Origin of the sequence: Corynebacterium silvaticum (genome assembly GCF_004382825.2) — a bacterium.
GTDB lineage: Bacteria > Actinomycetota > Actinomycetes > Mycobacteriales > Mycobacteriaceae > Corynebacterium > Corynebacterium silvaticum.
The window spans coordinates 17,579-39,738 of the sequence record NZ_SDQO02000001.1; the positions used below are offsets into that span (position 1 = coordinate 17,579).

The 22,160-nt window shown below is 60.5% G+C and carries 24 protein-coding genes; 20 read left to right on the top strand and 4 right to left on the bottom strand.

The window, feature by feature from the left end; all coding sequences use genetic code 11:
* Positions 1-4 precede the first annotated feature (4 nt).
* The 3 genes from ET810_RS00110 to ET810_RS12180 all read left to right on the top strand — a co-directional run bounded on the left by ET810_RS00110 (position 5) and on the right by ET810_RS12180 (position 3,733).
* Complete coding sequence (locus tag ET810_RS00110) at positions 5-559, top strand: DUF2815 family protein (RefSeq protein ID WP_134316320.1); 555 nt, start codon at positions 5-7, stop codon at positions 557-559.
* Between the two features lie 13 nt (positions 560-572).
* A complete protein-coding gene (locus ET810_RS00115) occupies positions 573-761 on the top strand; it encodes a hypothetical protein (RefSeq protein ID WP_134316321.1) in 189 nt (62 codons plus the stop codon).
* Positions 762-832: 71 nt separating this feature from the next.
* Positions 833-3,733, top strand: coding sequence for a DNA polymerase (locus ET810_RS12180; RefSeq protein ID WP_134316322.1), 2,901 nt, complete (start codon positions 833-835; stop codon positions 3,731-3,733).
* Positions 3,734-3,746: 13 nt separating this feature from the next.
* Here the strand turns inward: ET810_RS12180 and ET810_RS00125 are convergent, their stop codons facing one another.
* Positions 3,747-4,688, bottom strand: a complete 942-nt coding sequence (locus tag ET810_RS00125; protein WP_134316323.1) for an Abi family protein — start codon at positions 4,686-4,688, stop codon at positions 3,747-3,749.
* A 212-nt stretch (positions 4,689-4,900) separates the two neighbouring features.
* Entirely contained in the window at positions 4,901-5,122 is a 222-nt protein-coding gene (locus ET810_RS00130) for a hypothetical protein (RefSeq protein ID WP_134316324.1), read from the bottom strand.
* On the opposite strand from ET810_RS00130, the gene ET810_RS00135 reads away from it, so the two are divergent.
* From ET810_RS00135 to ET810_RS00165, 7 genes are all read left to right on the top strand, one after another.
* Positions 5,121-5,885 (top strand): phage antirepressor, encoded by a 765-nt coding sequence (locus ET810_RS00135; protein ID WP_134316325.1) that lies wholly within the window; start codon positions 5,121-5,123, stop codon positions 5,883-5,885. The genes ET810_RS00130 and ET810_RS00135 overlap by 2 nt on opposite strands.
* A complete protein-coding gene (locus tag ET810_RS00140) occupies positions 5,882-6,325 on the top strand; it encodes a DUF7768 domain-containing protein (protein ID WP_134316326.1) in 444 nt (147 codons plus the stop codon). Before ET810_RS00135 ends, ET810_RS00140 begins: the two co-directional genes overlap by 4 nt.
* Entirely contained in the window at positions 6,322-8,577 is a 2,256-nt protein-coding gene (locus ET810_RS00145) for a phage/plasmid primase, P4 family (RefSeq protein WP_134316327.1), read from the top strand. Before ET810_RS00140 ends, ET810_RS00145 begins: the two co-directional genes overlap by 4 nt.
* A 280-nt stretch (positions 8,578-8,857) precedes the next feature.
* On the top strand, positions 8,858-9,136 hold the full coding sequence (locus tag ET810_RS00150) for a VRR-NUC domain-containing protein (RefSeq protein WP_134316328.1): 279 nt from the start codon (positions 8,858-8,860) through the stop codon (positions 9,134-9,136).
* A complete protein-coding gene (locus ET810_RS00155) occupies positions 9,117-10,493 on the top strand; it encodes a DEAD/DEAH box helicase (protein WP_134316329.1) in 1,377 nt (458 codons plus the stop codon). Before ET810_RS00150 ends, ET810_RS00155 begins: the two co-directional genes overlap by 20 nt.
* Positions 10,493-10,945, top strand: a complete 453-nt coding sequence (locus tag ET810_RS00160; RefSeq protein ID WP_232251709.1) for a hypothetical protein — start codon at positions 10,493-10,495, stop codon at positions 10,943-10,945. The genes ET810_RS00155 and ET810_RS00160 overlap by 1 nt, the downstream gene beginning before the upstream one ends.
* Before the next feature lie 155 nt (positions 10,946-11,100).
* Positions 11,101-11,478 (top strand): HNH endonuclease, encoded by a 378-nt coding sequence (locus ET810_RS00165; RefSeq protein ID WP_134316331.1) that lies wholly within the window; start codon positions 11,101-11,103, stop codon positions 11,476-11,478.
* Positions 11,479-11,691: 213 nt separating this feature from the next.
* On the opposite strand, the gene ET810_RS00170 is transcribed toward ET810_RS00165, so the two are convergent.
* The gene (locus ET810_RS00170) at positions 11,692-12,480 is read right to left on the bottom strand and encodes an abortive infection family protein (RefSeq protein WP_166741060.1); all 789 of its coding nucleotides are present in this window, start codon (positions 12,478-12,480) and stop codon (positions 11,692-11,694) included.
* A gap of 108 nt (positions 12,481-12,588) precedes the next feature.
* Between ET810_RS00170 and ET810_RS00175 the strand changes: the two genes are divergently transcribed.
* The 8 genes from ET810_RS00175 (at position 12,589) to ET810_RS00210 (ending at position 19,138) form a co-directional block, all read left to right on the top strand.
* Positions 12,589-13,164 (top strand): P27 family phage terminase small subunit, encoded by a 576-nt coding sequence (locus ET810_RS00175; protein ID WP_134316333.1) that lies wholly within the window; start codon positions 12,589-12,591, stop codon positions 13,162-13,164.
* Positions 13,165-13,243: 79 nt separating this feature from the next.
* Entirely contained in the window at positions 13,244-14,431 is a 1,188-nt protein-coding gene (gene metK / locus ET810_RS00180; protein ID WP_225870272.1) for a methionine adenosyltransferase, read from the top strand.
* On the top strand, positions 14,403-15,653 hold the full coding sequence (locus tag ET810_RS00185) for a site-specific DNA-methyltransferase (RefSeq protein WP_134316335.1): 1,251 nt from the start codon (positions 14,403-14,405) through the stop codon (positions 15,651-15,653). Before metK ends, ET810_RS00185 begins: the two co-directional genes overlap by 29 nt.
* Positions 15,654-15,775: 122 nt before the next feature.
* Entirely contained in the window at positions 15,776-15,961 is a 186-nt protein-coding gene (locus ET810_RS00190; protein WP_134316336.1) for a cell division protein, read from the top strand.
* The gene (locus ET810_RS00195; protein WP_134316337.1) at positions 15,958-16,629 is read left to right on the top strand and encodes a hypothetical protein; all 672 of its coding nucleotides are present in this window, start codon (positions 15,958-15,960) and stop codon (positions 16,627-16,629) included. Before ET810_RS00190 ends, ET810_RS00195 begins: the two co-directional genes overlap by 4 nt.
* A 103-nt stretch (positions 16,630-16,732) precedes the next feature.
* The gene (locus ET810_RS00200) at positions 16,733-17,008 is read left to right on the top strand and encodes an Nmad4 family putative nucleotide modification protein (protein WP_166741059.1); all 276 of its coding nucleotides are present in this window, start codon (positions 16,733-16,735) and stop codon (positions 17,006-17,008) included.
* A gap of 219 nt (positions 17,009-17,227) precedes the next feature.
* Complete coding sequence (locus ET810_RS00205; protein ID WP_197913461.1) at positions 17,228-17,440, top strand: DUF6900 domain-containing protein; 213 nt, start codon at positions 17,228-17,230, stop codon at positions 17,438-17,440.
* Positions 17,441-17,539: 99 nt separating this feature from the next.
* Complete coding sequence (locus ET810_RS00210; protein ID WP_134316338.1) at positions 17,540-19,138, top strand: terminase large subunit; 1,599 nt, start codon at positions 17,540-17,542, stop codon at positions 19,136-19,138.
* Here ET810_RS00210 and ET810_RS00215 read toward each other — a convergent pair.
* The gene (locus ET810_RS00215) at positions 19,124-19,906 is read right to left on the bottom strand and encodes a DUF1643 domain-containing protein (protein ID WP_134316339.1); all 783 of its coding nucleotides are present in this window, start codon (positions 19,904-19,906) and stop codon (positions 19,124-19,126) included. The genes ET810_RS00210 and ET810_RS00215 overlap by 15 nt on opposite strands.
* 34 nt (positions 19,907-19,940) lie before the next feature.
* Here ET810_RS00215 and ET810_RS00220 point away from each other — a divergent pair, with 34 nt between their 5' ends.
* Both ET810_RS00220 and ET810_RS00225 read left to right on the top strand, forming a co-directional pair.
* Complete coding sequence (locus ET810_RS00220; RefSeq protein ID WP_225870496.1) at positions 19,941-21,272, top strand: phage portal protein; 1,332 nt, start codon at positions 19,941-19,943, stop codon at positions 21,270-21,272.
* A complete protein-coding gene (locus ET810_RS00225; protein WP_134316340.1) occupies positions 21,269-22,144 on the top strand; it encodes a head maturation protease, ClpP-related in 876 nt (291 codons plus the stop codon). Before ET810_RS00220 ends, ET810_RS00225 begins: the two co-directional genes overlap by 4 nt.
* Positions 22,145-22,160 lie beyond the last annotated feature (16 nt).

Sequence of the window (22,160 nt, forward strand, 5' to 3'; positions counted from 1 at the left end):
ACTCATGTCAACTACGAATCCGACCCGTATCGTCACCGGCGAAGTCCGTCTCTCTTACGCCCATGTGTGGGAGCCGAACTCGATCCAGGGCAGCAAGCCCAAGTACTCCGTGTCGCTGATCATCCCGAAGACGGACAGGGCCACGATCACCGCGATCGAACGCGCGATCGACGCGGCCATTGACGCTGGGACGGCCAAGTTCGGGGGTAAGCGCCCGAACAAGGCTGCTCTGAAGCTGCCGCTGCGTGACGGGGATACCGAGCGTGACGACGAAGCTTACGCCAACAGCTACTTCGTCAACGCGAACTCGCTGACCCCGCCGCAGGTGGTGGACGAGAACGTCGCTCCGATCCTCGACCGTTCCGAGGTGTACTCGGGTTGCTATGCCCGAGTGTCACTCAGCTTCTATGCGTTCAACACGAACGGGAACAAGGGCATCGCCTGCGGGCTGGGCAACATCCAGAAGCTCCGCGACGGCGAATCCCTCGGAGGCGGACGTATCTCCGCTGAGTCCGACTTCGGCACCCCCGCCGCCGCCAGCGACGACTTCCTCAGCTAAGGAGTTCACCGTGATGAATGACTGCTTCATGGCGATCACGCTGGCGTACTGGCTGTACTTCCTGATCCCCATTGGGGTCGCGTTACTGCTGTCGTGGATCTCCGACAAGCGTGAAGAACGACGCTTCGCCAAGCTTCTCGAAGAAGAACGAGCACGCGTGAGGGACAGCGAGATCGCCCGCACTGAAACTGCACCCGAGTAAAACCATCACCTTGTGGAGGGGACTGCCGATCACGGTGGTTCCCTCCACACTCGTCATGAAAGGACTGCTCCATGCGCTCGCTCTACTGTGATCTCGAAACCTACAGCCCCGTCAACCTCGCCAAGTCCGGCGTGTACCCGTATGCCGCCGATCCTGAGTTCGAGCTGCTCCTGTTCGGATACTCAATCGACGGCGGCCCGGTGGAAGTCGTCGATCTCGCCAGTGGTGGTGGGCTGCCCGACGAGGTGCTCGCAGCATTGGTGGACCCGGGCGTGGTCAAGTGGGCGCATAACGCCGCCTTCGAGCGGGTCGCGCTCTCCGCGTGGCTGCAGCGTCATCACCCCGAGCTGTTGGCGGCCGGGTTTCTTGACCCGAGCCAGTGGCGCTGCACGATGGTGTGGTCGGCTTACCTCGGGTTGCCGATGAGCTTGGACGCGGTCGGTGCCGCGCTCGACCTTGACGTGCAGAAAGACAGCGCAGGCAAGAAACTGATTCGGCAGTTCTGCACACCCGCCACACCCAGCGTGTTGAACGGTGGCAGCACGAGGAACCTACCGGGCAGTGACCCGGATGGGTGGCAGGCGTTTGTGGAGTACAACCGGCGTGACGTCGAGGTCGAGCTTGCGATTCACGACCGGCTTTCCCTGTTTCCTATGCCTGACGCCGAGTGGGGCGCCTACGCCCTCGACCAGACCATCAACGACACCGGCATCCTGCTCGACCACACCCTCGCCGAAGCGGCCGTCGCCCTCGACGACCAACACCGTGCGGCGACGTTGGCGCGGGCGCGGGAGTTGACCGGGTTGGAGAATCCGAACTCGCCCATCCAGCTGAAAGACTGGCTCACCGATCACGGCTGCGAACTACCGTCCCTCGCAAAAACCGACGTCGAGGCCGCCCTCGACACCGCCACCGGCGTGGTGCGTGAAGTGCTGGAGCTGCGCGGCGATCTCGTAAAATCCTCGGTGAAGAAGTACCAGGCGATGCATAACGTTACAGGCACGGACGGTAGGGCACGCGGTCTGCTCCAGTTCTATGGAGCGGGACGCACCGGACGGTTCGCCGGACGCCTCGTCCAAGTCCAAAACCTGCCCCGTAACTACCTGCCCGACCTCGACCAAGCCCGCGCCCTCACCCGGCAGGGCAACCTCGACGCCCTTGAACTGCTCTACGACTCCGTGCCAGACACGCTGTCCCAGTTGATCCGGACAGCGTTCATCCCCAGTGCCGGGTGCCGATTCATCGTCGCCGACTACTCCGCGATTGAAGCCCGCGTCATCGCCTGGCTCGCCGGAGAACACACCACCCTCCAAGCCTTCGAGCAGGGCAAGGATCTGTATTGCGCGACCGCGAGCCGCATGTTCGGCGTCCCCGTCGAAAAACACGGCATCAACGCCGGGCTGCGGCAGAAGGGGAAAATCGCGGTTTTGGCTTGTATTGCCGAGGGGCAGCTCGTGCTCACTGACAGCGGTGAGGTTCCGATTCAGAATGTCACGCCAGCCATGCGGGTGTGGGACGGCACCCGGTGGGTGGCTCATGACGGCGTCATTGACAAAGGAGAAAAACATGTCATCACCTACGACGGTCTCACCGCCACTCCTGACCACCTCGTGTGGGTACAAGGGCAACCGGGGCCGATACCACTCGGGCAAGCTGCCGCCAGCGGCGCACGTCTCCTACAAACCGGAGATGGTCGGCACCCAATACGGGTGGGTGACAATTATCAACCCCCAGAAACGCTGGAGCCACAACTGGAACCACTGCTACGTGGAAACCCGCTGCACCAGCTGCGGAGCACAGCAATGGACGAGCCTCAGCAGTCTCGAACGCGGGATCTCCAAGGGCTGTCAACAGTGTTCGGAAAAAGACAAACCCCATATTCCCAGATGGTTAGACCGCAGGCTCACCGCAGCCAAGCAGCGTTGCACAAACCCATCCGATCCGCAATGGCCTTCCTACGGTGGGCGTGGCATCGAATTCCGGTTTTCCACCCCACTCGAGGCCGGAGTGTGGATTCTCGAGAACGTAGAAAACGTGCGCCCCGACTTGGAACTGGATCGCATCGACACCAACGGTCACTACGAAAAAGGCAACCTCAGGTTCGTGTCGAGAGCAGTCAACATTGCCAACCGTCGCAACACAGTGCTCACACGCTTCGAACAGCGCTACTGGCCCTACTCCCGAGTCGTCGTCACCCGCAAACTCTCGCAGGGCATGAGCCGGGAAGCGATCATCAACGATGCCCGCAAAGCCGTGGCCGCCAAACGCAAAGCCTGGCCATTGATTCAGGCACGACTCGAGTTTATGACCTACTCAATGCCGGAGAACATCATCGTTACACCGTATCGGGACGCCTCGTCCACAACTGCGGCTACGGCGGCTCCGTCGGCGCATTAAAAGCCATGGGTGCCCTACGGATGGGGCTGGTCGAGCACGAACTCAAACCCATCGTCGACGCCTGGCGGGCAGCCAACCCGCACATCGTGCGACTCTGGGCGGATGTCGAGCAGGCCGCGATTGATGCGATCACCACCCGACAACCTATCCAGCTGGGCAACCTTGGCTTCACTGCCGAGTCCGGCATCTTGTTCATCACCCTGCCCTCTGGTAGGCGGCTGGCCTACGTGAAGCCCCAGCTGGGTGAGAACCGGTGGGGCGGCACCTCCATCACCTACAGCGGTGTCACGACCGGACGCAAGTGGGGGCGGCTGGAGACCTACGGCGGGAAACTCGTCGAGAACATCGTCCAAGCAGTCGCTCGTGACCTCCTCGTCCACGCCATGACACTCGTCGCTCAGGCTGGGCACAAGATTGTCATGCACGTCCACGACGAAATCGTCATCGACGAACCCGAGGACTCCGGCTTCACCATCGCCGATGCCTGCCAGCTCATGACGACCCCACCCGACTGGGCAGCAGGACTGCCACTCGACGCCGACGGGTACGAATGCGACTACTACCGCAAGGATTAACGGTGGTGGAGAGCTAGTTGTTGGCGGTGAGTAGCTTTGGCGCCATTTCGCCGTAGCGGGCTGGGGTTGCGATGCCTGCGGCGAGCAGGGCATTCGTGGCAAGGATTGGCTCGACTCGGTTGGCGAGCCAATCCTTCTGGAGTCCCGTCTTGGTGGCGACTTGGTCAAGTGCGACGAAGATCTTGTAGATCGAGTGATCGTTGAATTGGCGGTGGTCTCGTTTAGCTCGTCGGGCGATGTTGGGGAGGAGCCCTGGACGGTCGAGAACAGCGTGGTTCCAGAGTTTGGCGCAGTGGGCGTTGCGGTTGCGTAGGTAGACGAATGACCGGACTTGGCTTGGCAGCGTGGTGGGGGAAACGTTCATCGATGCTGCCATGTCGTGCAGTACTCCGGACGTGCCTGAAGCCTCGATGAGTCTGGACAGGCTTCCAAATGAGAAGGCCTCTACCGCTACCCAGATGGGCATGCGCGCATAGGCCTCAATGCTGTAAGCCCTACCGGTTTTGATCTCATCGCGGTAGTGAGACACGAAGGTCTCTTTGCTTCGATCCAGATTCGACAGTGCATGCTCTTCGACACGTTCATCATCAGGATTAGGAGATTGAGTGAACCCGTCACCTCGAGCGAACGCTCCGATCGCTCCGACACGCTGGGCGTAGTAGTGAGCAAACCGGGTCCTGAGGAGAACTTCGATCGGGTGGAGGACCTCGTCACAGACTACAATTAGGTCCTGTTCGGCTTCGTAGAGTCGCTGGATCACATCAAAGGATGAACCGTCTAAGAAGCAGTTGTTGCCCGCCATAGGGTCGATTTGCCAGTAACGGAAATATCCCGAGAGACGGTAGTAGTTCACGCGAGATAGGAACTCGGCTGCTGACGCGGTGTCAGTGACGGTCAAACCGCGTGCTTGAAGCAGTTCGACTTGTTCATCGTAACTGAGCCAGCGCTTGACCATGAGCTTCCTAGAAAATGAAAGGCCCCGGTCATTTGTGCATTGACCCTTGCGGGACTAGAGGCCTGACCGGGGATCTATCACCTCCTACGGTACGTCAACGTGGCCGTCTGGTCAACGTCACGTGCCGAAGTCGGCGTCTCCACACCAGAGATCCAACCAACTCTCGACCGGGGTCGAGGCGAGCTGAACGACCATCCCCAAGCTAGTCAGGTTCATGCCGGAACTCCAGCGGCGTGGATCGTGTCAAGGCTGCCGCAGCGCTTCTCCTGGTGCCCTCTGACCCGTCCGGATTCGCCGGCCCTCGGGGGCGTATGGGCGAGAGCCTTCCTCACGCCGTGTCCGGTTTCGGTGCCTGCCGTGCCTGACAGGTGAGAGCCTGGCGCAACCCGCGCCACCTGTTTGTCTACCCGGCTCTCAGAAAAGGAGCTGGTCATGGCTACCGGACTACAAGCGTTCACCAACCACGAGTTCGGCACGATCCGAACCATCACCTCCGGCGGGCAGGTGTTGTTCTGCGGACGGGATGTGGCCACCGCCCTCGGCTACGCCAACCCGAGCAAGGCACTCCAAGATCATTGCAAGGGGGTTCCGTTTCGTTACCCCCTTGAGACGCCTGGTGGCATCCAGCAGGTCAGGTTCATCAGCGAAGGTGACCTGTATCGGCTGATCGTCTCCTCCAAGTTGCCCGCCGCCGAACAGTTCGAGGCGTGGGTGTTCGACGAGGTGTTGCCGTCGATCCGCCGTCACGGCGTGTACGCCATTGACGAGCTGCTCAATGATGATGAGTTCTTGGAGCGGGCGATCGTCACGATCCGAGCAGAGCGTGCGAAGCGGCTCGCCGCCGAACAAGCCCTGCTGGAGGCGGCACCGAAGGTGTCCTATTACGACGTGGTGCTGGCATCGCCGTCGTTGATCACCACCACCGAGATCGCCAAGGACTACGGATTGAGCGCGAAGAAGCTGAACCAGATTCTGCGCGAGGAGCAGGTGCAGTTCCACCAGTCCGGCCGCTGGTTCCTTTACGCCAAGTTTGCTGAGCAGGGCTACACCCAGTCAAAGACGCACGAGTACGACGAGGGCAAGACCCGCACCCACATGTACTGGACGCAGAAGGGACGCCTGTTCATCTATGACCTGTTGAAAAACACCCGCAGGCTGCTGCCGGTAATCGAGCGTGAAGGCGAGGACGCCAGATGACCACCACCGCGCTTCTCGATAGCGGAATCCCGACCAAGAACATCGAAGGATACCCTGACCCCACCTGCTACAAGGCACTGAAAGCGATCCAGCGCGCCGAGTACGGGTACCGACCGCTGGTGTACATCTGCTCCCCGTACTGCGGCGATGTGGAAGCCAACCTCAAGCTTGCCCGCCGCTTCAGCGCGTTCGCTGTCTCCGCGCGGCAAATTCCGTTGGCCCCGCACCTGCACTACCCGCAGTTCATGGACGACACCGACCCGGATGCCCGTGAGCTGGCCATGTTCTTTAACCGCATCCTGCTGTCGAAATGCGAACAGCTGTGGGCATACATCGGCCGGGTCAGCGCGGGGATGCGTGCCGAAATCGATTGGGCTCACCAGATGGATATTCCGGTCCGGTTCTTCGGCGCTGACTTTCAGGAGGTGCACCCCGCATGACGCCATTCACCCTGTGTGCCGCCACCAGCAGCGGCAACCCACACAACAACCACTACCCGAACCACCACCACATCACCGACCAGACGGGACTAGGGCAGGTGACCCAGCTGGATCATGTCGCCGCCACCTACACCGGCGACCGGCGCTCCTCTGCGAGCTTCATCTCCTCAGACTGTGTCGTCATGGACATCGACAACGACCACACCGACAACCCCGCCGACTGGATCACATCGGAGACCCTCGGCGAGCTCATGGCGGGTGTGGTGTTCATGACCGCCACCAGCCGCAACAACCAGAAGCCGAAGGGCGCACTGTCGGCCAGGCCGCGCTTCCACGTCTACTTCCCAATCACCGAGGTCACGGACGCCGACACCTATGCGGGGTTGAAGCGCCGCCTGGCGGCCAGGTTCGGTTTCTTTGATCAGCAGGCGTTGGATGCCGGCAGGTTCATCTACGGCACCACCAACCCCGAAACCACCATCCACAACGGCAACCAGCTGCTCGACGCGTGGCTGGATGAGGCCGACGAGATTGACGTGTTCGCCGCGTTCGACGCTTCCACGCAGGTGATCGGGGAAGGCTCCCGCAACGCCACCCTCTCCCGCTTCGCCGGACGCGTCCTGATCCGTTACGGGCAGACCGCCCAAGCTCGTGACCTGTTCGACCGGAAAGCGTCCCTGTGCGAACCGCCCCTCGGGGATCACGAGTTGGAGTCGATCTGGGGCTCGGCGTGCAGGTTCGCCGCCAAGGTTGAGGCGCAGCCGGGGTATCTGTCGCCGGAAGCCTACGCGGAGCTGACGAGCCTGAAGCCAGATGATCTCACCGATGTGGGGCAGGCGACGATCCTGGCTGGCGAGTACGCGGGACGGATCTGCTATTCGCCGGCGACCGCGTGGATGGCCTACGAGAACGGGGTGTGGGAAGAAAACGAACCCAAAGTCCAGCACGTCGTCCAAGAACTCACCACCCGCCAACTCGAACAGGCTCAGACCGAACTCGACCAGGTGACCGAGCGTGCCGGGGAACTCGGGGTGACCGCGATGTTGGTGGCGATGAGCAAGACCAAGGCGCTGGCGGCGTTTAGCCGAGAGCAGGCGCGGGCCTACCACCAGATGGTCGCAGTGCAGGAGTGGATGAAGTTCATCTACAAATGCCGCTCAGACCGCACCATCCTCGCCGTCATGCGCCAAGCCCGCCCATTGGCGCTCATCGACCCGCACGTGCTCGATGCCGACCCCTACCTGCTCAACACCCCCTCGGCGACGTTCGACCTACGCGACGGCACAGCCCGTGACCACGACCCAGGCGACATGCTCACCAAACAAACCGCCGTCGACCCCACCGATCAAGGCCAGCAGATGTGGCTCGACGCGCTCAACGTCACTTTCGGCGGCGACGCGGAGTTGATCGGGTACGTGCAACGAGTCTGCGGCCTGGCCGCGATCGGGAAAGTACTGATTGAGGCGTTGATCATTGCCTACGGCGACGGTAACAACGGCAAATCCACGTTCTGGAACACCATCGCCCGCGTCCTAGGCTCGTACTCGGAGACCATCTCGGCTGAGGTGCTCATCGCGGGCAAGAAGAACAACGCCAAACACGAAATGGCCGAAACCCGCGCCCGACGCCTCCTCATCGCTGGCGAGAACGACGAAGGTGTGCGCCTGTCGACCTCGACGACGAAACAACTCGCCTCGACCGACAAGATCGCCGCCGAGAAGAAGTACAAGGACCCCTTCTCGTTCACCCCCTCGCACACGCTCGTGCTCTACACCAACCACCTACCGCGTGTGGGTGCGATGGACACCGGCATCTGGCGCAGGCTCATGGTGATCCCGTTCGAACAAACCATCAAACCGGACAAGGACATCAAGAACTACGCCGACCACCTGTTCGAGCACGCCGGTGGCGCAGTCCTCGCCTGGATCATGGACGGCGCGAAGCTGATCCACGCCGAGGACTACCGGCTCACCCCACCCGCCCAAGTGGTGGAGGCGTCAGAGGCGTACCGGGCGGCCAACGACTGGTTCGCCCACTTCCTCGACGAACGCTGCGAAACCGGCGACGGCCTGTCGGAGAAGTCCGGGGAACTCTACGCCCGCTACCGGGCGTGGGCAATCGGTCGAGGAGATTACGCCCGGTCAACCACCGACTTCGCCGCAGCACTGGAGAAAGCCGGCCACACGAAACACCGCACCAACCAAGGCGTGCGCGTGGTCGGGCTGCGCCTGAAAACCGAATTCGAACTCTGAAAGGACACCCCACGATGACATCCCGCACCCCATCAACCACAACCGCTAACGACGCGATAGTCGTCAGCGGTTACCGGCCGAAGGATCGTGGTTGGTTGAACCATTACTACCGTCTGTACCCGTCCTCACCAGCGTTTTTGCGGTGACCGCCCGCCGGGCGTGCTGGTCGTGTTAGTCGCCCCTGGACTTCTCTATAGGGCCTTAAAAGTACAAACCAATATAGAAAGTTAAGGGCAGACCGTCACGACCAGCACACCCCTTGAAATCTCAAGGAGTGACCATGAACGAACACCACATCGAACAAGCACTGAAGCGTGCGGTTGAGGATGACGGGGGTCTGTGCTGGAAGCTTGTCTGCCCTGGAACCACGGGCGTACCTGACCGGCTATGCCTGATGGGAGGCCAGGTCGTCTTCGTCGAAGTCAAAGCACCCGGCAAGAAGCCCCGGCCGATCCAACGCCGCCGGATGAGCCAACTGGCCGCCCACGGCTTCACCGCGCTGGTCGTTGACTCGACCGACGGCATCAAGGAGGTGCTTGATGCGCTACCGGCCGCATAACTACCAGCAGACCGCCACGCGGTTCATCCTCGACCACCACGAAGCGGCGATCCTCCTGGGCATGGGACTCGGCAAGAGTGTCATCACCCTGACGGCAATCTGGCAGCTGCTGCTCGACTACTTCACCGTCTCCCGCGTCCTTGTCGTCGCACCACTGCGCGTCGCCCGCGACACCTGGCCAGCCGAAGTAGCCAAGTGGGACCACCTCCAAGGTCTATCGGTGGCGGTCGCGGTCGGCACAAAGCAGGATCGGCTCGACGCGCTGGCCAAGTCGGCGATGATGACCGTCATCAACCGGGAAAACATCCCCTGGCTCGTCAGACAGTACGGCGATAGCTGGCCGTTCGACATGGTCGTCATCGACGAACTCTCCAGCTTCAAGAACCACCGTGCGAAGCGGTTCACGGCGTTGGTGAAAATGCGCCCACACGTGAAGCGCTGGGTCGGCCTGACCGGCACCCCCGCCTCCAACGGGCTCATGGACATCTGGGCGCAATTCCGGCTCCTCGACGGCGGCCAACGCCTCGGCAGATTCATCACCCGCTACCGCGACAAGTGGTTCCTGCCGGATAAGCGCAACGGAATGCAGGTGTTCACGTACAAGCCGAGGGCAGGCGCTGAGGAGGAAATCTACGACGCTATCGCCGACATGACGTTGTCAATGCGCACCACCGACCACCTCACGCTGCCTGATCTGACGGTGACGACCACGCCCGTGGTGCTCGGAGCCGGAGAACGAGCTGTGTATGAGCAGCTCAAGGCCGACCTGGTGGTTGATCTGGATGGGCAGGTGGTGGATGCGGCGAACGCAGCCGCGCTGTCGGGCAAGCTGCTGCAGCTCGCCTCGGGTGCGATCTACGACGAGCACGGCGATACGGTCGAGGTGCATGGGGCGAAACTCGATGCCCTCGAAGACATCATCGAGGCCGCCAACGGCCAAACCGTCCTCGTCGCCTACTGGTACCGACACGACCGCGAACGCATCCAGCGTCGCTTCCCACAAGTCCGCGAACTGAAGACGTCGGCGGACATCGAGGCGTGGAACCGGGGCGACATCCCGCTTGGCCTGATCCACCCCGCTTCCGCTGGGCACGGACTGAATCTGCAGTCCGGTGGCCACTTGCTCGTGTGGTTCTCGCTGACCTGGAGCTTGGAGCTGTATCAGCAGACCAACGCCCGGCTGTATCGACAAGGACAGGCCGAGCCTGTCACCATCACCCACCTCACCGCCACCGGCACCCTCGACCAAGCCGTCCTCAAGGCGCTGGAGACGAAGGACATGACCCAGGCCGCATTGATCGACGCGGTCGCCACCGAACTCACAACCATAAGCAGGAAGGAGTCGTCATGCATGTGATGACCAAATACCTCGACACCCGCAAAGCAGCCATCAGCGCATTGCAGGACTTCGCCGTGATGGAGCAGATCATCGACACCACCGACGAGCAGATCAAGACCGCCTACGACGACGTCACCACCCCAGCCTCATCGAAACTCGACGGGATGCCCCGCCACACGGATCTGCACGCTGGGGAGATACGGGTGGCGGTCACGTTGGATCGGATCGACATCTACCGTGCCCGCTACGCCCAGGCGCGTGAGTACATGGCGTGGTTCCTGCCCGCCTGGCAGCTGCTCACCGACGACGACAGGTTCGTGCTCGAAGCATTCTTCCTCGGCGACGGTACCCAGGATGAGGCGGTGCAGACGGTGTGTGACCACTTCTACGTGGAGCGCACCAGCGCCCACCAGAAGAAGTCTCGGGCGCTCGCCCGGCTGGCGTCGGCGCTGTATGGGCAGGCCGCGTGAACCTAGCCGCCAAAAGGTGTCAAGAACTGCGGATGCATTTAGGGTTTCGGGCCTGCAATGATGTAGGTGGTTGAAAAGTAGGAAAAGCCCCAGGGCAAGCCCGGTCATCGGCTGGGTGCCTTGGGGCTTTGCCGTGTCCGGGAAAGGGGTGCGTGATGCCGGTCAAGCCTGCCCGTCCGTGTTCCCAGCCCGGCTGCCCGAACCTCACCCACGCCCGCTTCTGCGAAGCCCACGCCAAGGCAGAGGACGAGCGCTACCGCAAGTGGCAGCGTGACCCGAAGATCAACCGACGTTATGGGGCCCGCTGGCGCAAGATTCGTACCGCCTACATCACCGCCCACCCCTTGTGCGAGGACTGCCTCGCAGCTGGCCGGTACACCCCGGCGCAGGAAGTCCACCACGTCATCCCGTTGGAGCACGGCGGCACCCACGACACCAGCAACCTCCGGGCGCTGTGTAAGCCGTGCCACTCCCGCCAGTCGGCGCTCGACGGCGACCGGTGGAGGCAGACCCCGAGGGTCTACACCTACTGAAATCTGTGCCACGTCGCGCCACGTCGCGCCGAGGTTGAGAAACCTCAAAGATGCCCACCTCAGTGCTGATCGGCAGACACGGGGGAACCTGGCGGCGCTGGCGAGGGGGTTGGGGTCTCTCTATCTCTACGACGCTCGGACAGGTCAGCGGGCGGGGCCAACCGTGCACAAAGTTACCGAATCAAACAGGGTATTGACCCCGAGTTTCCGTTTTCATCTCTTGCGCCAAGGAGCGTGAGGGTCATTGAAAGTATCGACTACAAGCTGGCACCAAAGGGTTGCTGCATTGATGGCAAGGTCAGCGTGGCGTTTGTAGAGGCCGGTGCGTGCCGTAGAGGGGCCATGCCCAGTGCCGTGTGAGTTTCTTAGCTCATTAAGACTAAGAACGATATTGGTAGCTCCGCCGAGGATCCTTTTAACGGATTGTGTGGAATCGATTCCTTTGGTACGTGCGCCCGGTGAGAGTCCCAGTGCTTCATTTACGGCTTTGATCAAGTCTGGGAAATCGCTGACTGGTGAAACCTCTGGGTTAAGTTCTCGCAGGATTGCCTTTGCAGTTGCTTCAACCAATTCTTTGGATGCCCCGATAACTGCTGGCGCATCCCCTTGCGTGTTGCGTAACCTTTCTAGTTGCTCATGTACTCCGCTTGGATCTGTAAGCCGGGAGGTGTCGATCGTAATAGGAGCTGAGTAGTTAGCTGGTGGCGTCACTTTGCCGTTATCAGAAACTTCCCATCCGTCGTAGCCCATGAGTCTTACGAATTTAGACCAGGTTTTTGAGTCGTGAAGTATTTCCCCAGGAACGAATGATTCGAGGAGGGTTTCCATTGCTCTTGCAAGTCGGATCGATGTCTCGGCGCTGGACCAGTCTAATCCGGCAAGGAACGACTCGGCAGTAGCCCGACGCTCGCTGGAATCCTGGGATTGGAAATTCGGCTTAGGCTGGAAACCTTCATCACGGAAAGCGCCCTCGATCGTCCTGACGGTTGAGGACGTAAGCATCTGCCGGAAAACTGTAAGTGTCCGTTGACTAATTTCGCCCGACGCCATGTATCTACCTCCAATGGCAAGGCTACTTCTTGTTTTGTGGGTTTGAAAGGAATACATGCCATGGCCAAAGACGGAACCAACCGTGGTGGACGTCGCGTCCGGGCGGGCGCGAAGCCTGATGCGTTGAACGAGAAACTCGCCGCAGGACGCCCCGCCACCCGGCTCACCGCGCCGACCGATTTTGATGTGTTTGATCTGGATGGCACCGACATCGGTGACGGCGCGGTACTTGCGGGCGAGCCGATGCCCGAACCGGATGAGTACCTGAGCGCTGAGCAGCGCGACGGGAAACCGCTCGGCGCTGACTTGGTCTATCGGGAGACGTGGGAGTGGTTGGACGCCCGGGGCTGTACCGAGTTCGTCTCGAAGCGGCTGATTGAGCAGTATGCGCAGGCGTTCGCGCGCTATGTGCAGTGTGAGCAGGCGATTTCGAAGTTCGGTCTGCTGGGTAAGCACCCGACCACTGGGGCTGCGATCGCTAGCCCTTTTGTGGCGATGTCGCAGTCCTTTGGGAAGCAGGCCAACGTGTACTGGTACGAGATTTTCGACATCGTGCGCGCCACCTGCACCACCGATTATTCCGGCACCGCGCCCGGTGACCAGGTCATGGAGCAGCTGCTGAAAGCCCGCTCCTGACATCTTTCGATTTCTTCTTGGCCTGCCCTGACGAGGGTGGGCCTTCTTCATGTTTCACAGCTTCTCGGAAGGAGCCCCTGTGTCTGTTTGGACTGCTGAATCTGTGTGTATTGGTCACCCTGACAAGCTGTGTGACCTGATCGCCGACACCATCCTGGACGACATCCTCGCCGTCGACCCGAAGGCTCGGGTGGCAGTGGAGGTGATGGCTACAGGTCGCCGTATTATCGTGACCGGTGAGGTGACCACCACCGCCAAACCCCGGCTTCGCGCTTCCACGCGGGTGGCGCTGCGTCGGGCGGGTTATGACCCGAACCGGTTCATCGTGTTTGTGTGGGTGCGTTCCCAGTCGCCGGACATCAGTGCGGGCGTGACCACTTCGCTGGAGGCCCGCACCGGCAACACTGGGGAGAGCTCCGTGCTGGGTGCAGGTGACCAGGGCACTGTCTACGGCTATGCCTTCAGCGAGACCCCTGAGCGGCTGCCGCTGCCGCTCGTGCTCGCGCATGACATTTGCCGCAGGATCGATACCGCCCGCACTCAGGGGACGGTCACGGGGATTCATTCGGACGGTAAAGCACAGGTCAGCGTGATCTATGACGAGATCGGTATCCCGGTTGGGATCGACACCGTGGTCGTCTCGGTTCAACACGACGAAGACAAATCGCTGGACGTGCTCGAGCGCGAAATCAACGCGCTGGTCATTGCTCCGGCGATCGACGAGCACCTGCCAGGTGCCGCACCTACCCACATCTTGGTGAATCCATCGGGACGGTTCGTCACCGGCGGTCCCACCGCTGACACCGGGCTGACCGGACGCAAGCTCATGGTCGACACCTATGGCGGGCTCGGTCCGCATGGCGGCGGCGCGTTCTCAGGTAAAGACCCCTCCAAGGTCGACCGGACGGGCGCGTACATGGCGCGGCTAATCGCCAGGACAATCGTCGACGCAGGCCTGGCCGAGGAATGCCACGTGAGTATCTCCTATGCGATTGGGAAGGCCGATCCGGTCGCGTTCCACGTCGACACGTTCGGCTCTGGCCAGCACCCCGACTGGCTGCTCACCAACGCCGCCCGGGCAGTATTCCCGCTACGCCCGGCAGCGATGATCGACGCGCTCGGACTGCGAGCCCCGGTCTTCGCGGGGCTAGCTACCTACGGCCACATGGGCCGTGCTGGCCATCCGTGGGAGAACACGGTTTCGTTCGTCAACCAGCTTCTTGAGGAGGTGAGGGTTTATGCTGATCAAGCAGTTACCGATTGGTGATTTGAAGCCTGCGGACTACAACCCCCGTAAAGACCTGAAGCCCGGGGATGCGGACTACGAAAAACTCAAGCGGTCGTTGACGGAGTTCGGCTATGTCGAGCCGGTGATCTACAACGCCACCACCGGCCGCGTTGTCGGCGGCCACCAGCGCCTAAAAGTCCTCGCAGACCTCGGCCATGATGCTGTTGATTGCGTGGTCGTTGAGCTTGACGAGACCCGCGAAAAAGCTCTCAACGTTGCGCTGAACAAGATCAGCGGCGAGTGGGACGAGGACAAACTCGCCTGGTTGATCGCTGACCTGGATGCCAGTGATTTTGATGTTGAGCTCACCGGCTTCGACGACACCGAAATCCAGGCGATGATCGGCTCCCTCGACGACGGCGACATCGAAGACGACGATTATGACCTGACCGCCGCTCTCGAAGCGGCAAGTTTCGTCGAGCGTGGAGACATCTGGGCTGTCGGCAGGCATCGGCTGGTGTGCGGAGACGCCACAAACCCCGACGATGTTGCAACGTTGATGGATGGCAAGAGTGCCAACCTGGTGCTGACTGACCCGCCTTACAATGTCGCCTTCGAATCATCCGATGGTCTGAAGATCAAGGGCGACAAGCAGTCGGACTCGGCGTTTTTCGAGTTCCTGCTGGCCGCGTTCACCAACATGAGCGCTGTGTTGGAGAAGGGTGGGTCGGCGTATGTGTTCCACGCCGATACCGAAGGGCTGAACTTCCGCAAAGCGTTTACCGAAGCCGGGTTCAAGCTGTCGGGTTGTTGTATCTGGGTGAAGGACTCGTTGGTGCTCGGGCGGAGCCCGTATCAGTGGCAGCACGAGCCGGTGTTGTTCGGTTGGAAGCAGGGCGGTAAGCACAAGTGGTTCGCTGACCGGAAGCAAACCACTATCTGGCGGTTTGATAAGCCTCGGCGTAATGCCGACCATCCAACCAGCAAGCCGTTGGATTTGTTGGCCTACCCGATCCGTAACTCCACCCAGGCCAATGCGGTCGTGCTCGACTTGTTCGCAGGGTCCGGCTCCACGTTGATGGCAGCCGAAGAAACTGACCGCATCTGCTACTGCATGGAGCTGGATGAGAAGTACGCCTCGGTGATTTTGCGCCGGTACGCCGAAGCCACGGGTGATGCCGCCGAGATCACCTGCCAGCGCGACGGCGAGCAGCTGGCGTATCTGAATGTGGTGAAGGACGTGGACCGGGCCAGCGACTAAACCTCTCGAAATTGGTGATTGATGAGGGCGAATACCGCTGGATAAGTGTTCAAACGTATGGCTGTATGTACATGACCAAACCGCACCCCAAGCCCTTGGGGAATCGAGCGAAAGGACTGGTCATGAGCGAACTCCATCTGGAAATCACTGAACTCATCGAAGCAGGAATCAACGTCCACAACACCCACGACACCCTCCGTGAGGCGAGGGTGCGCGGCTATCGGCTGGTCGTGCGCGTGATCGAGTACGACCCGAACAGTTTCCTCCAGTTCGTGGCCTCGTGGTTCGGCGAGGAGGTGGCAGCATGACCGCCATCGAGTTCGAGCCGCAGACGGCGGGCAGGAAGAGACTCGCCACAGCTATCGCCGCCCATCTGGGCGTGGACGCGGCCTATGCGGGTACGCCCACGTTTGCCTACCGTATCGGCGAGGCCACCCTCGACAGGGACTGGACCCTGCACCTTCCAGACGGCACTGATGCTGAGGCTGTCGTAGAGGCTGCCTGGCGTGCGGGCTTCACGGCGGCAGACGCGGGGGATGTGGGGTTGACGGTGACGATGCCCACCACCGGCTGGAGTGAGCGCACACGCGCCAACCTCGAAGCCCTGCTCGCCTCCAAAGGCACGTTGATCGCCCGCGCCCTAGACATCCCCGCCACCCCGGTCGAATTCGAGGGTGACGTCGTGGCCTTCCCATGGTTTGCCACCATGCCCAGCCAGGACGTCCGCGAGGCGGTGATTCAGTTGATTGTCGCCCTGTGTGAGCGGGCCGAAACCGCCACGAGGACGAGCAGCAAGCCACCAGCGGGCGGCAACGATAAGTACACGATGCGCTGCTTCCTGCTCGCCCTGGGGCTCATCGGCCCCGAATACAAGAAACTCCGCCAAATCCTGCTCGCAGGACTTGACGGGGACGCTGCCTGGCGCACACCCAAACCAGCGAAAAACCTGGCCATAACTGGGCGGAAAAATTCTTGAAAAATAGTGGCTGACTAGGGCAAATATGATTGGATATATGCCGACACCTATGGCTGTATATACATACCGAAACAACAACGGGAAAGACAAAGGACAAGCAGCCATGAACAGCCAGATCAAGACCATCAAGCAGATCGCTAAAGAGCACAAGGTGTTGGGGCATGCGATGAGCTTCGGCGACTGGGTGATCGCCACCAACCGGATCTGGAACGACGAGCGCGCCGCCTACGATCATTTCGCCACCCTCTACAAGCGCACCGACACCGACCACGCAGTCCACATGACCGACTCCGAGGAGGCGTTCCTCGACGAAGGCCACGCCACCGCCTGGGCCATCGGCATGGCCGCCACCTACGACGACGACCAAGCCAGCCGCTAAACCTTACGCTGGGTCACCGCAACCGGAGCGCAAGAGTATAGCCCCGGCTGTGGCACGCGGCAAGCAGGCAGCGCCGGTGTGCCTATGGGCGAGCCGCCAGCCAAGAGATATAGATCTCTGGTTTTGCCTTAAGAATGAGCCGATTACGACTGGATATGGTGGCGGGTCTATGGCTGTATGTACATACGCAAATAACCACAGCGACAGGGGGAAACAGCCATGACAACGACGATGAGCCGCGAGGACCTCAACCAGCTTTTGACCACGATCACCAGCGAGCGTTTCGATTACATTCCCACCCTTGACCAGCGGCTCTCCGACGAGCTCGACTTCCACGAGGTCAGCGTCTGGGGCCTGCGCCAGATCCTGACCCAAGCCTTCGAAGCAGGCCTCAAGGCCGGAAACAACGGCATCACCACCATCACCGACTAGACCCAGCCTGCCCCGACCACACCGGCCGGGGCCGCGCTCTCAGCCTAACCAGCCCCCGAGTGGGGCTTTTCTTATGCCCTAGGAAGGAGCCCACCCACCATGGCCGCAAGTTACACGCCAACCCGGTTCATGGCAGAGGGCTCCACCTATGACAAGCGTAAAGCCGACTTCGCGGTCGCGTTCATCCAAGCCCTGCGCCATACGAAGGGCCGCTGGGCCGGTAAACCCTTCAAACTCCTGGACTGGCAGGAGACGATCGTGCGGGACTTGTTCGGCGTGGTCAAGCCCGACGGGTATCGGCAGTTCACCACCGCCTACGTCGAAATCCCCAAGAAACAAGGCAAGAGCGAGCTCGCCGCTGCGGTGGCCTTGCTGCTCACGTGTGGGGATGGTGAGCAGGCTGCCGAGGTTTATGGGTGTGCGGCTGACCGGCAGCAAGCCAGCATTGTGTTCGAAGTCGCCGCCGATATGGTGCGCCAATCACCAGCCCTATCCAAACGCGTGAAGATTCTCTCGAGCCAGAAGCGCATCATCTACAAGCCCACCAACTCCTTCTACCAGGTCCTCTCCGCTGAGGCGTATTCGAAGCACGGCTTCAACATCTCCGGCGTGGTGTTCGACGAGCTGCATACCCAACCGAACCGAGCCTTGTTTGATGTCATGACCAAGGGATCGGGTGATGCGCGCACGCAGCCGCTGTATTTCCTGATCACCACCGCCGGAACCGACACGCACTCGATCTGCTACGAGCAACACCAAAAAGCCCAAGACCTCCTCGCGGGTAAAAAGCATGACCCGACGTTCTACCCGGTGATCTACGGCGCGGATGCGGATGATGATTGGACTGACGAGGCCGTCTGGGCGAAAGCCAACCCGAGCCTTGGGGTGACGGTGCCCGTGGAGAAGGTACGTGCGGCGTGTAATTCTGCTCGGCAGAATCCGGCTGAGGAGAACACGTTTAGGCAGCTGCGCCTTAACCAGTGGGTGAAGCAGTCGGTGCGGTGGATGCCGATGCACGTGTGGAACCAGAACAACGCTCCGGTTGACTTGGCGGAGTTGGAGGGGCGTCCGTGTTATGGCGGGCTCGATTTGGCCTCGACGACGGATATTACGGCGTTCGTGCTCGTATTTCCGCCTTACGGGTCGGATGAGAAGTACCGGGTCGCGCCGTGGTTCTGGATACCCGAAGACAACCTGCCACTCCGGGTCGCGCGGGATCACGTGCCCTACGACCTGTGGCACACCCAAGGCTTCCTGGAGACCACGGAAGGCAACGTCGTCCACTACGCGCATATTGAGCACCACATCGAACAGCTCGGCACCCGGTTTGATATCAGGGAGATCGCGTTCGACCGCTGGGGTGCGGTCCAAATGAGCCAAAACCTCGAAGGTATGGGCTTCACTGTTGTGCCGTTCGGGCAAGGCTTCAAAGACATGAGCCCACCCTCCAAAGAGCTGATGAAACTCGCACTCGAAGGACGCCTCGCACACGGTGGGCAACCTGTTCTGGGGTGGATGGTGGATAACATTCACATCCGCACCGACCCGGCAGGCAACATCAAACCCGACAAGCAAAAGTCCACCGAGAAAATCGACGGCGTGGTCGCCACCATCATGGCCTTAGACCGCGCCATCCGAGGCGGCAGCCGGGCAACGGGGGCGTCGGTGTACGACTCGCGTGGGTTACTTGTGTTCTAGTGGCATCGGGATAAGGCAGTTCTTTCCAGTTTTTAATGATGGGTTTTTGTTTGGGTGAGGCGGGAAGTCAGGGACTCGGCCACCTTGGCCGTATTTCAGGCGCCATAGCCGACCTGCGATACTCTCGCCGCCATTCAGTAGAGGTTTGACGAACTCGAAGAACCAATCTTGTCCGTCTTGGACCCATAGCTTTTTCTCTGGGTTGCCCCACGCGCAGATAATCCGAATGTCCGTGTTGGAATTCTCGTTGGCTGATAACACTGAGGTAAGAATTGTACGGAACAGGCATTTTAGGCATGGTCCAGTCCAGTTGTTCACCAAAGCCTGAACCTCTGAGCTTTCTGTTTCAATGATCGGTACTAGGTTAATGAGGGTGAGGCGTTTGGTGTTTGCAAGAGCGGCACTTTCAAGCCACCTTAGAACAATGGTTGCGGTCTCATCTGTCTCGGGCATGTGACCGGGCGGGGTATGACGTTTTTTTCGTCCGGAAAATGCTCGTGCCTTTGAAGGATTCATCCCGATCACGATGACATGTTCGCCGTCATTTCTATGTGGAAGTTTGTGCGTTAGTAGCAGGCGGAGCTGGTTGGGTTTTGAAGGGTCGAGCGATGCTGGTTCTACTTCGATTTTCGGGGTTGAGTCATTTGTAACACGAGCGAAAACGGAATGTCCTATGAGCTTTTCCCCGTCATCAATCGCAGAGTCATTTCCCGGATCTTTGGTGCGCAGCGCTTTGTCTAAGACTGATACCCATTCACTATCTCCCATGACGCAATTGTCGTCCTGTTAAGAGGAAAATGCTATGAGAATTCTTGACTGGCTGCGCGGCACATCCCGCCATGCGACCAATCAACAGCTGTCTGGTCAGTATTCGTTCTTGTTTGGCCCCACCACAGCTGGGCGGACGGTGACCGAACGCAGCGCTATGCAGATGACCGCCGTGTATTCGTGTGTGCGGATTTTGGCTGAGGCGATCGCGGGGCTGCCGTTGCATGTCTACCGCACTGGGTCGGATGGGTCGAAGGTGAAAGCTACTGATCATGGCTTGTACCGCTTGTTGCATGATGAGCCGAATCCGGAGATGACGAGCTTCGTGTTCCGCGAGACGTTGATGACCCATCTGTTGTTGTGGGGTAACGCTTATGCGCAGGTGTTGCGGAACGGGCGTGATGAGGTGATCGGGCTGTATCCGTTGATGCCGAACCGCATGAGCGTTGGCAGGGATGAGACGGGACGCTTGTATTACGAGTACCAGAGGTCATCGGATGAGCCTGCTGGTCGGTGGGAACGCGTCCGGCTCACACCGGCCGATGTGCTGCATATTCCGGGTTTGGGGTTCGATGGGCTGGTTGGGTATAGCCCGATTGCGATGGCGAAGAACGCTATCGGTATGGCTATGGCTACCGAAGACTACGGCGCGAGTTTCTTTGCTAATGGTGCTGCTCCTGGTGGGGTGTTGGAGCATCCTGGCACGATCAAAGACCCCTCCCGCGTGCGTGAATCCTGGCAGGCCACGTTTGGTGGTGCGCGGAACTCGAACAAGGTGGCTGTGTTGGAGGAGGGCATGAAATACACGCCCATCTCCGTGTCGCCTGAGCAGGCGCAGTTTTTGGAGACTCGGAAGTTTCAGATCAACGAGATCGCCCGCATCTTCCGCATCCCACCCCACATGATCGGCGACCTCGACAAATCAAGCTTCTCAAATATTGAGCAGCAGTCGTTGGAGTTTGTGAAGTACACGTTGGATCCGTGGGTGATCCGCTGGGAGCAAGCCATCAACAAAACCCTGCTGTCCGCGCGAGAGAAGCCGGGCGTGTTTGTGAAGTTCAACGTCGAAGGCTTGTTGCGCGGGGATTACGTGTCTCGGATGAATGGGTATGCGGTCGCCCGGCAGAACGGGTGGATGTCCGCCAACGACATCCGCGCCTTAGAGAACCTCGACCGCATCAGCACAGAGGAGGGTGGGGATCTGTATCTCGTGAACGGCAACATGCTCCCGCTTGCCATGGCGGGCGCATACGCGTCCGTACAACCCGCCAGTGAGGAGACGCCGCCAGGTCTACCGCGACCGGAGGGCGATCCGCCGACTGGCGGGCATGTACCTGAACAAACATTTGAAAGGAGGAGCCGGTGAGACGGTTCTGGAACTGGGAGCCTGCTGCTCCCACAAGTGAAAACCCGGCGGGTAGCGATACCAGCCGGGTTTTGCATATTAACGGCGTGGTTGCCGAGGAGTCCTGGTTTGAGGACGACATCACCCCAGCCCTGTTCGCGTCCGAGCTGAACGCAGGCAGTGGGGATGTGACGGTGTGGATCAACTCCCCGGGTGGGGATGTGGTTGCTGCCGCGCAGATCTACAACATGCTCATCGACTACCCAGGCCACGTCCGCGTCTGTATCGACGGGATCGCAGCCTCAGCAGCGAGCGTGATTGCGATGGCCGGTTCCACGGTTGCCATGTCGCCGGTGTCGATGTTGATGATCCACAACCCCGCCACGCTCGCGATCGGGGACGCGGACGAGCTGGGTCGGGCGATCGACATGCTCGCCGCCGTCAAAGACAGCATCATTAACGCCTATGAGTTGAAGACTGGCATGTCGCGGGCGAAGCTCGCCAAGCTCATGGATGCTGAGACCTGGATGGACGCGAAAGCTGCCATCTCGATGGGGTTCGCTGACGAGTACCTCACCCGCAACGCCAAGCCCGCCAACCCCGACGAAGACGATCCTGACGAGGACGACGATCGCGACGAAGAGTCAGACGTCGACGAGCCGGATGAGGATGGTTTGCCGCCGGGTAAGCCTAAGAAGATCGGCAATGTCACCCCGCTACGCGCTTCTGCTGGCGGGGTTGTCTATTCCCGCAAGCCTGCTGAGAAGCGTCTCGTTGCCCACCTTACCGATCAGCGCCCGCCCACGACGCCGCCCGTCAACCCGCCGTCTGCCGCGCCTGTGGGGCGGCGGGTGGTTGACCTGTATGCCGCCCTAACTAATCAAGCCCACTAACCCTCAAAGGAGAACA

Coding starts and splice junctions, on each gene's coding strand:
- ET810_RS00110 (WP_134316320.1), top strand. CDS start 5: ATGTCAACTACGAATCCGACCCGTATCGTCACCGGCGAAGTCCGTCTC.
- ET810_RS00115 (WP_134316321.1), top strand. CDS start 573: ATGAATGACTGCTTCATGGCGATCACGCTGGCGTACTGGCTGTACTTC.
- ET810_RS12180 (WP_134316322.1), top strand. CDS start 833: ATGCGCTCGCTCTACTGTGATCTCGAAACCTACAGCCCCGTCAACCTC.
- ET810_RS00125 (WP_134316323.1), bottom strand. CDS start 4,688: ATGGTCAAGCGCTGGCTCAGTTACGATGAACAAGTCGAACTGCTTCAA.
- ET810_RS00135 (WP_134316325.1), top strand. CDS start 5,121: ATGGCTACCGGACTACAAGCGTTCACCAACCACGAGTTCGGCACGATC.
- ET810_RS00130 (WP_134316324.1), bottom strand. CDS start 5,122: ATGACCAGCTCCTTTTCTGAGAGCCGGGTAGACAAACAGGTGGCGCGG.
- ET810_RS00140 (WP_134316326.1), top strand. CDS start 5,882: ATGACCACCACCGCGCTTCTCGATAGCGGAATCCCGACCAAGAACATC.
- ET810_RS00145 (WP_134316327.1), top strand. CDS start 6,322: ATGACGCCATTCACCCTGTGTGCCGCCACCAGCAGCGGCAACCCACAC.
- ET810_RS00150 (WP_134316328.1), top strand. CDS start 8,858: ATGAACGAACACCACATCGAACAAGCACTGAAGCGTGCGGTTGAGGAT.
- ET810_RS00155 (WP_134316329.1), top strand. CDS start 9,117: ATGCGCTACCGGCCGCATAACTACCAGCAGACCGCCACGCGGTTCATC.
- ET810_RS00160 (WP_232251709.1), top strand. CDS start 10,493: ATGACCAAATACCTCGACACCCGCAAAGCAGCCATCAGCGCATTGCAG.
- ET810_RS00165 (WP_134316331.1), top strand. CDS start 11,101: ATGCCGGTCAAGCCTGCCCGTCCGTGTTCCCAGCCCGGCTGCCCGAAC.
- ET810_RS00170 (WP_166741060.1), bottom strand. CDS start 12,480: ATGCTTACGTCCTCAACCGTCAGGACGATCGAGGGCGCTTTCCGTGAT.
- ET810_RS00175 (WP_134316333.1), top strand. CDS start 12,589: ATGGCCAAAGACGGAACCAACCGTGGTGGACGTCGCGTCCGGGCGGGC.
- ET810_RS00185 (WP_134316335.1), top strand. CDS start 14,403: ATGCTGATCAAGCAGTTACCGATTGGTGATTTGAAGCCTGCGGACTAC.
- ET810_RS00190 (WP_134316336.1), top strand. CDS start 15,776: ATGAGCGAACTCCATCTGGAAATCACTGAACTCATCGAAGCAGGAATC.
- ET810_RS00195 (WP_134316337.1), top strand. CDS start 15,958: ATGACCGCCATCGAGTTCGAGCCGCAGACGGCGGGCAGGAAGAGACTC.
- ET810_RS00200 (WP_166741059.1), top strand. CDS start 16,733: ATGAACAGCCAGATCAAGACCATCAAGCAGATCGCTAAAGAGCACAAG.
- ET810_RS00205 (WP_197913461.1), top strand. CDS start 17,228: ATGACAACGACGATGAGCCGCGAGGACCTCAACCAGCTTTTGACCACG.
- ET810_RS00210 (WP_134316338.1), top strand. CDS start 17,540: ATGGCCGCAAGTTACACGCCAACCCGGTTCATGGCAGAGGGCTCCACC.
- ET810_RS00215 (WP_134316339.1), bottom strand. CDS start 19,906: ATGGGAGATAGTGAATGGGTATCAGTCTTAGACAAAGCGCTGCGCACC.
- ET810_RS00220 (WP_225870496.1), top strand. CDS start 19,941: ATGAGAATTCTTGACTGGCTGCGCGGCACATCCCGCCATGCGACCAAT.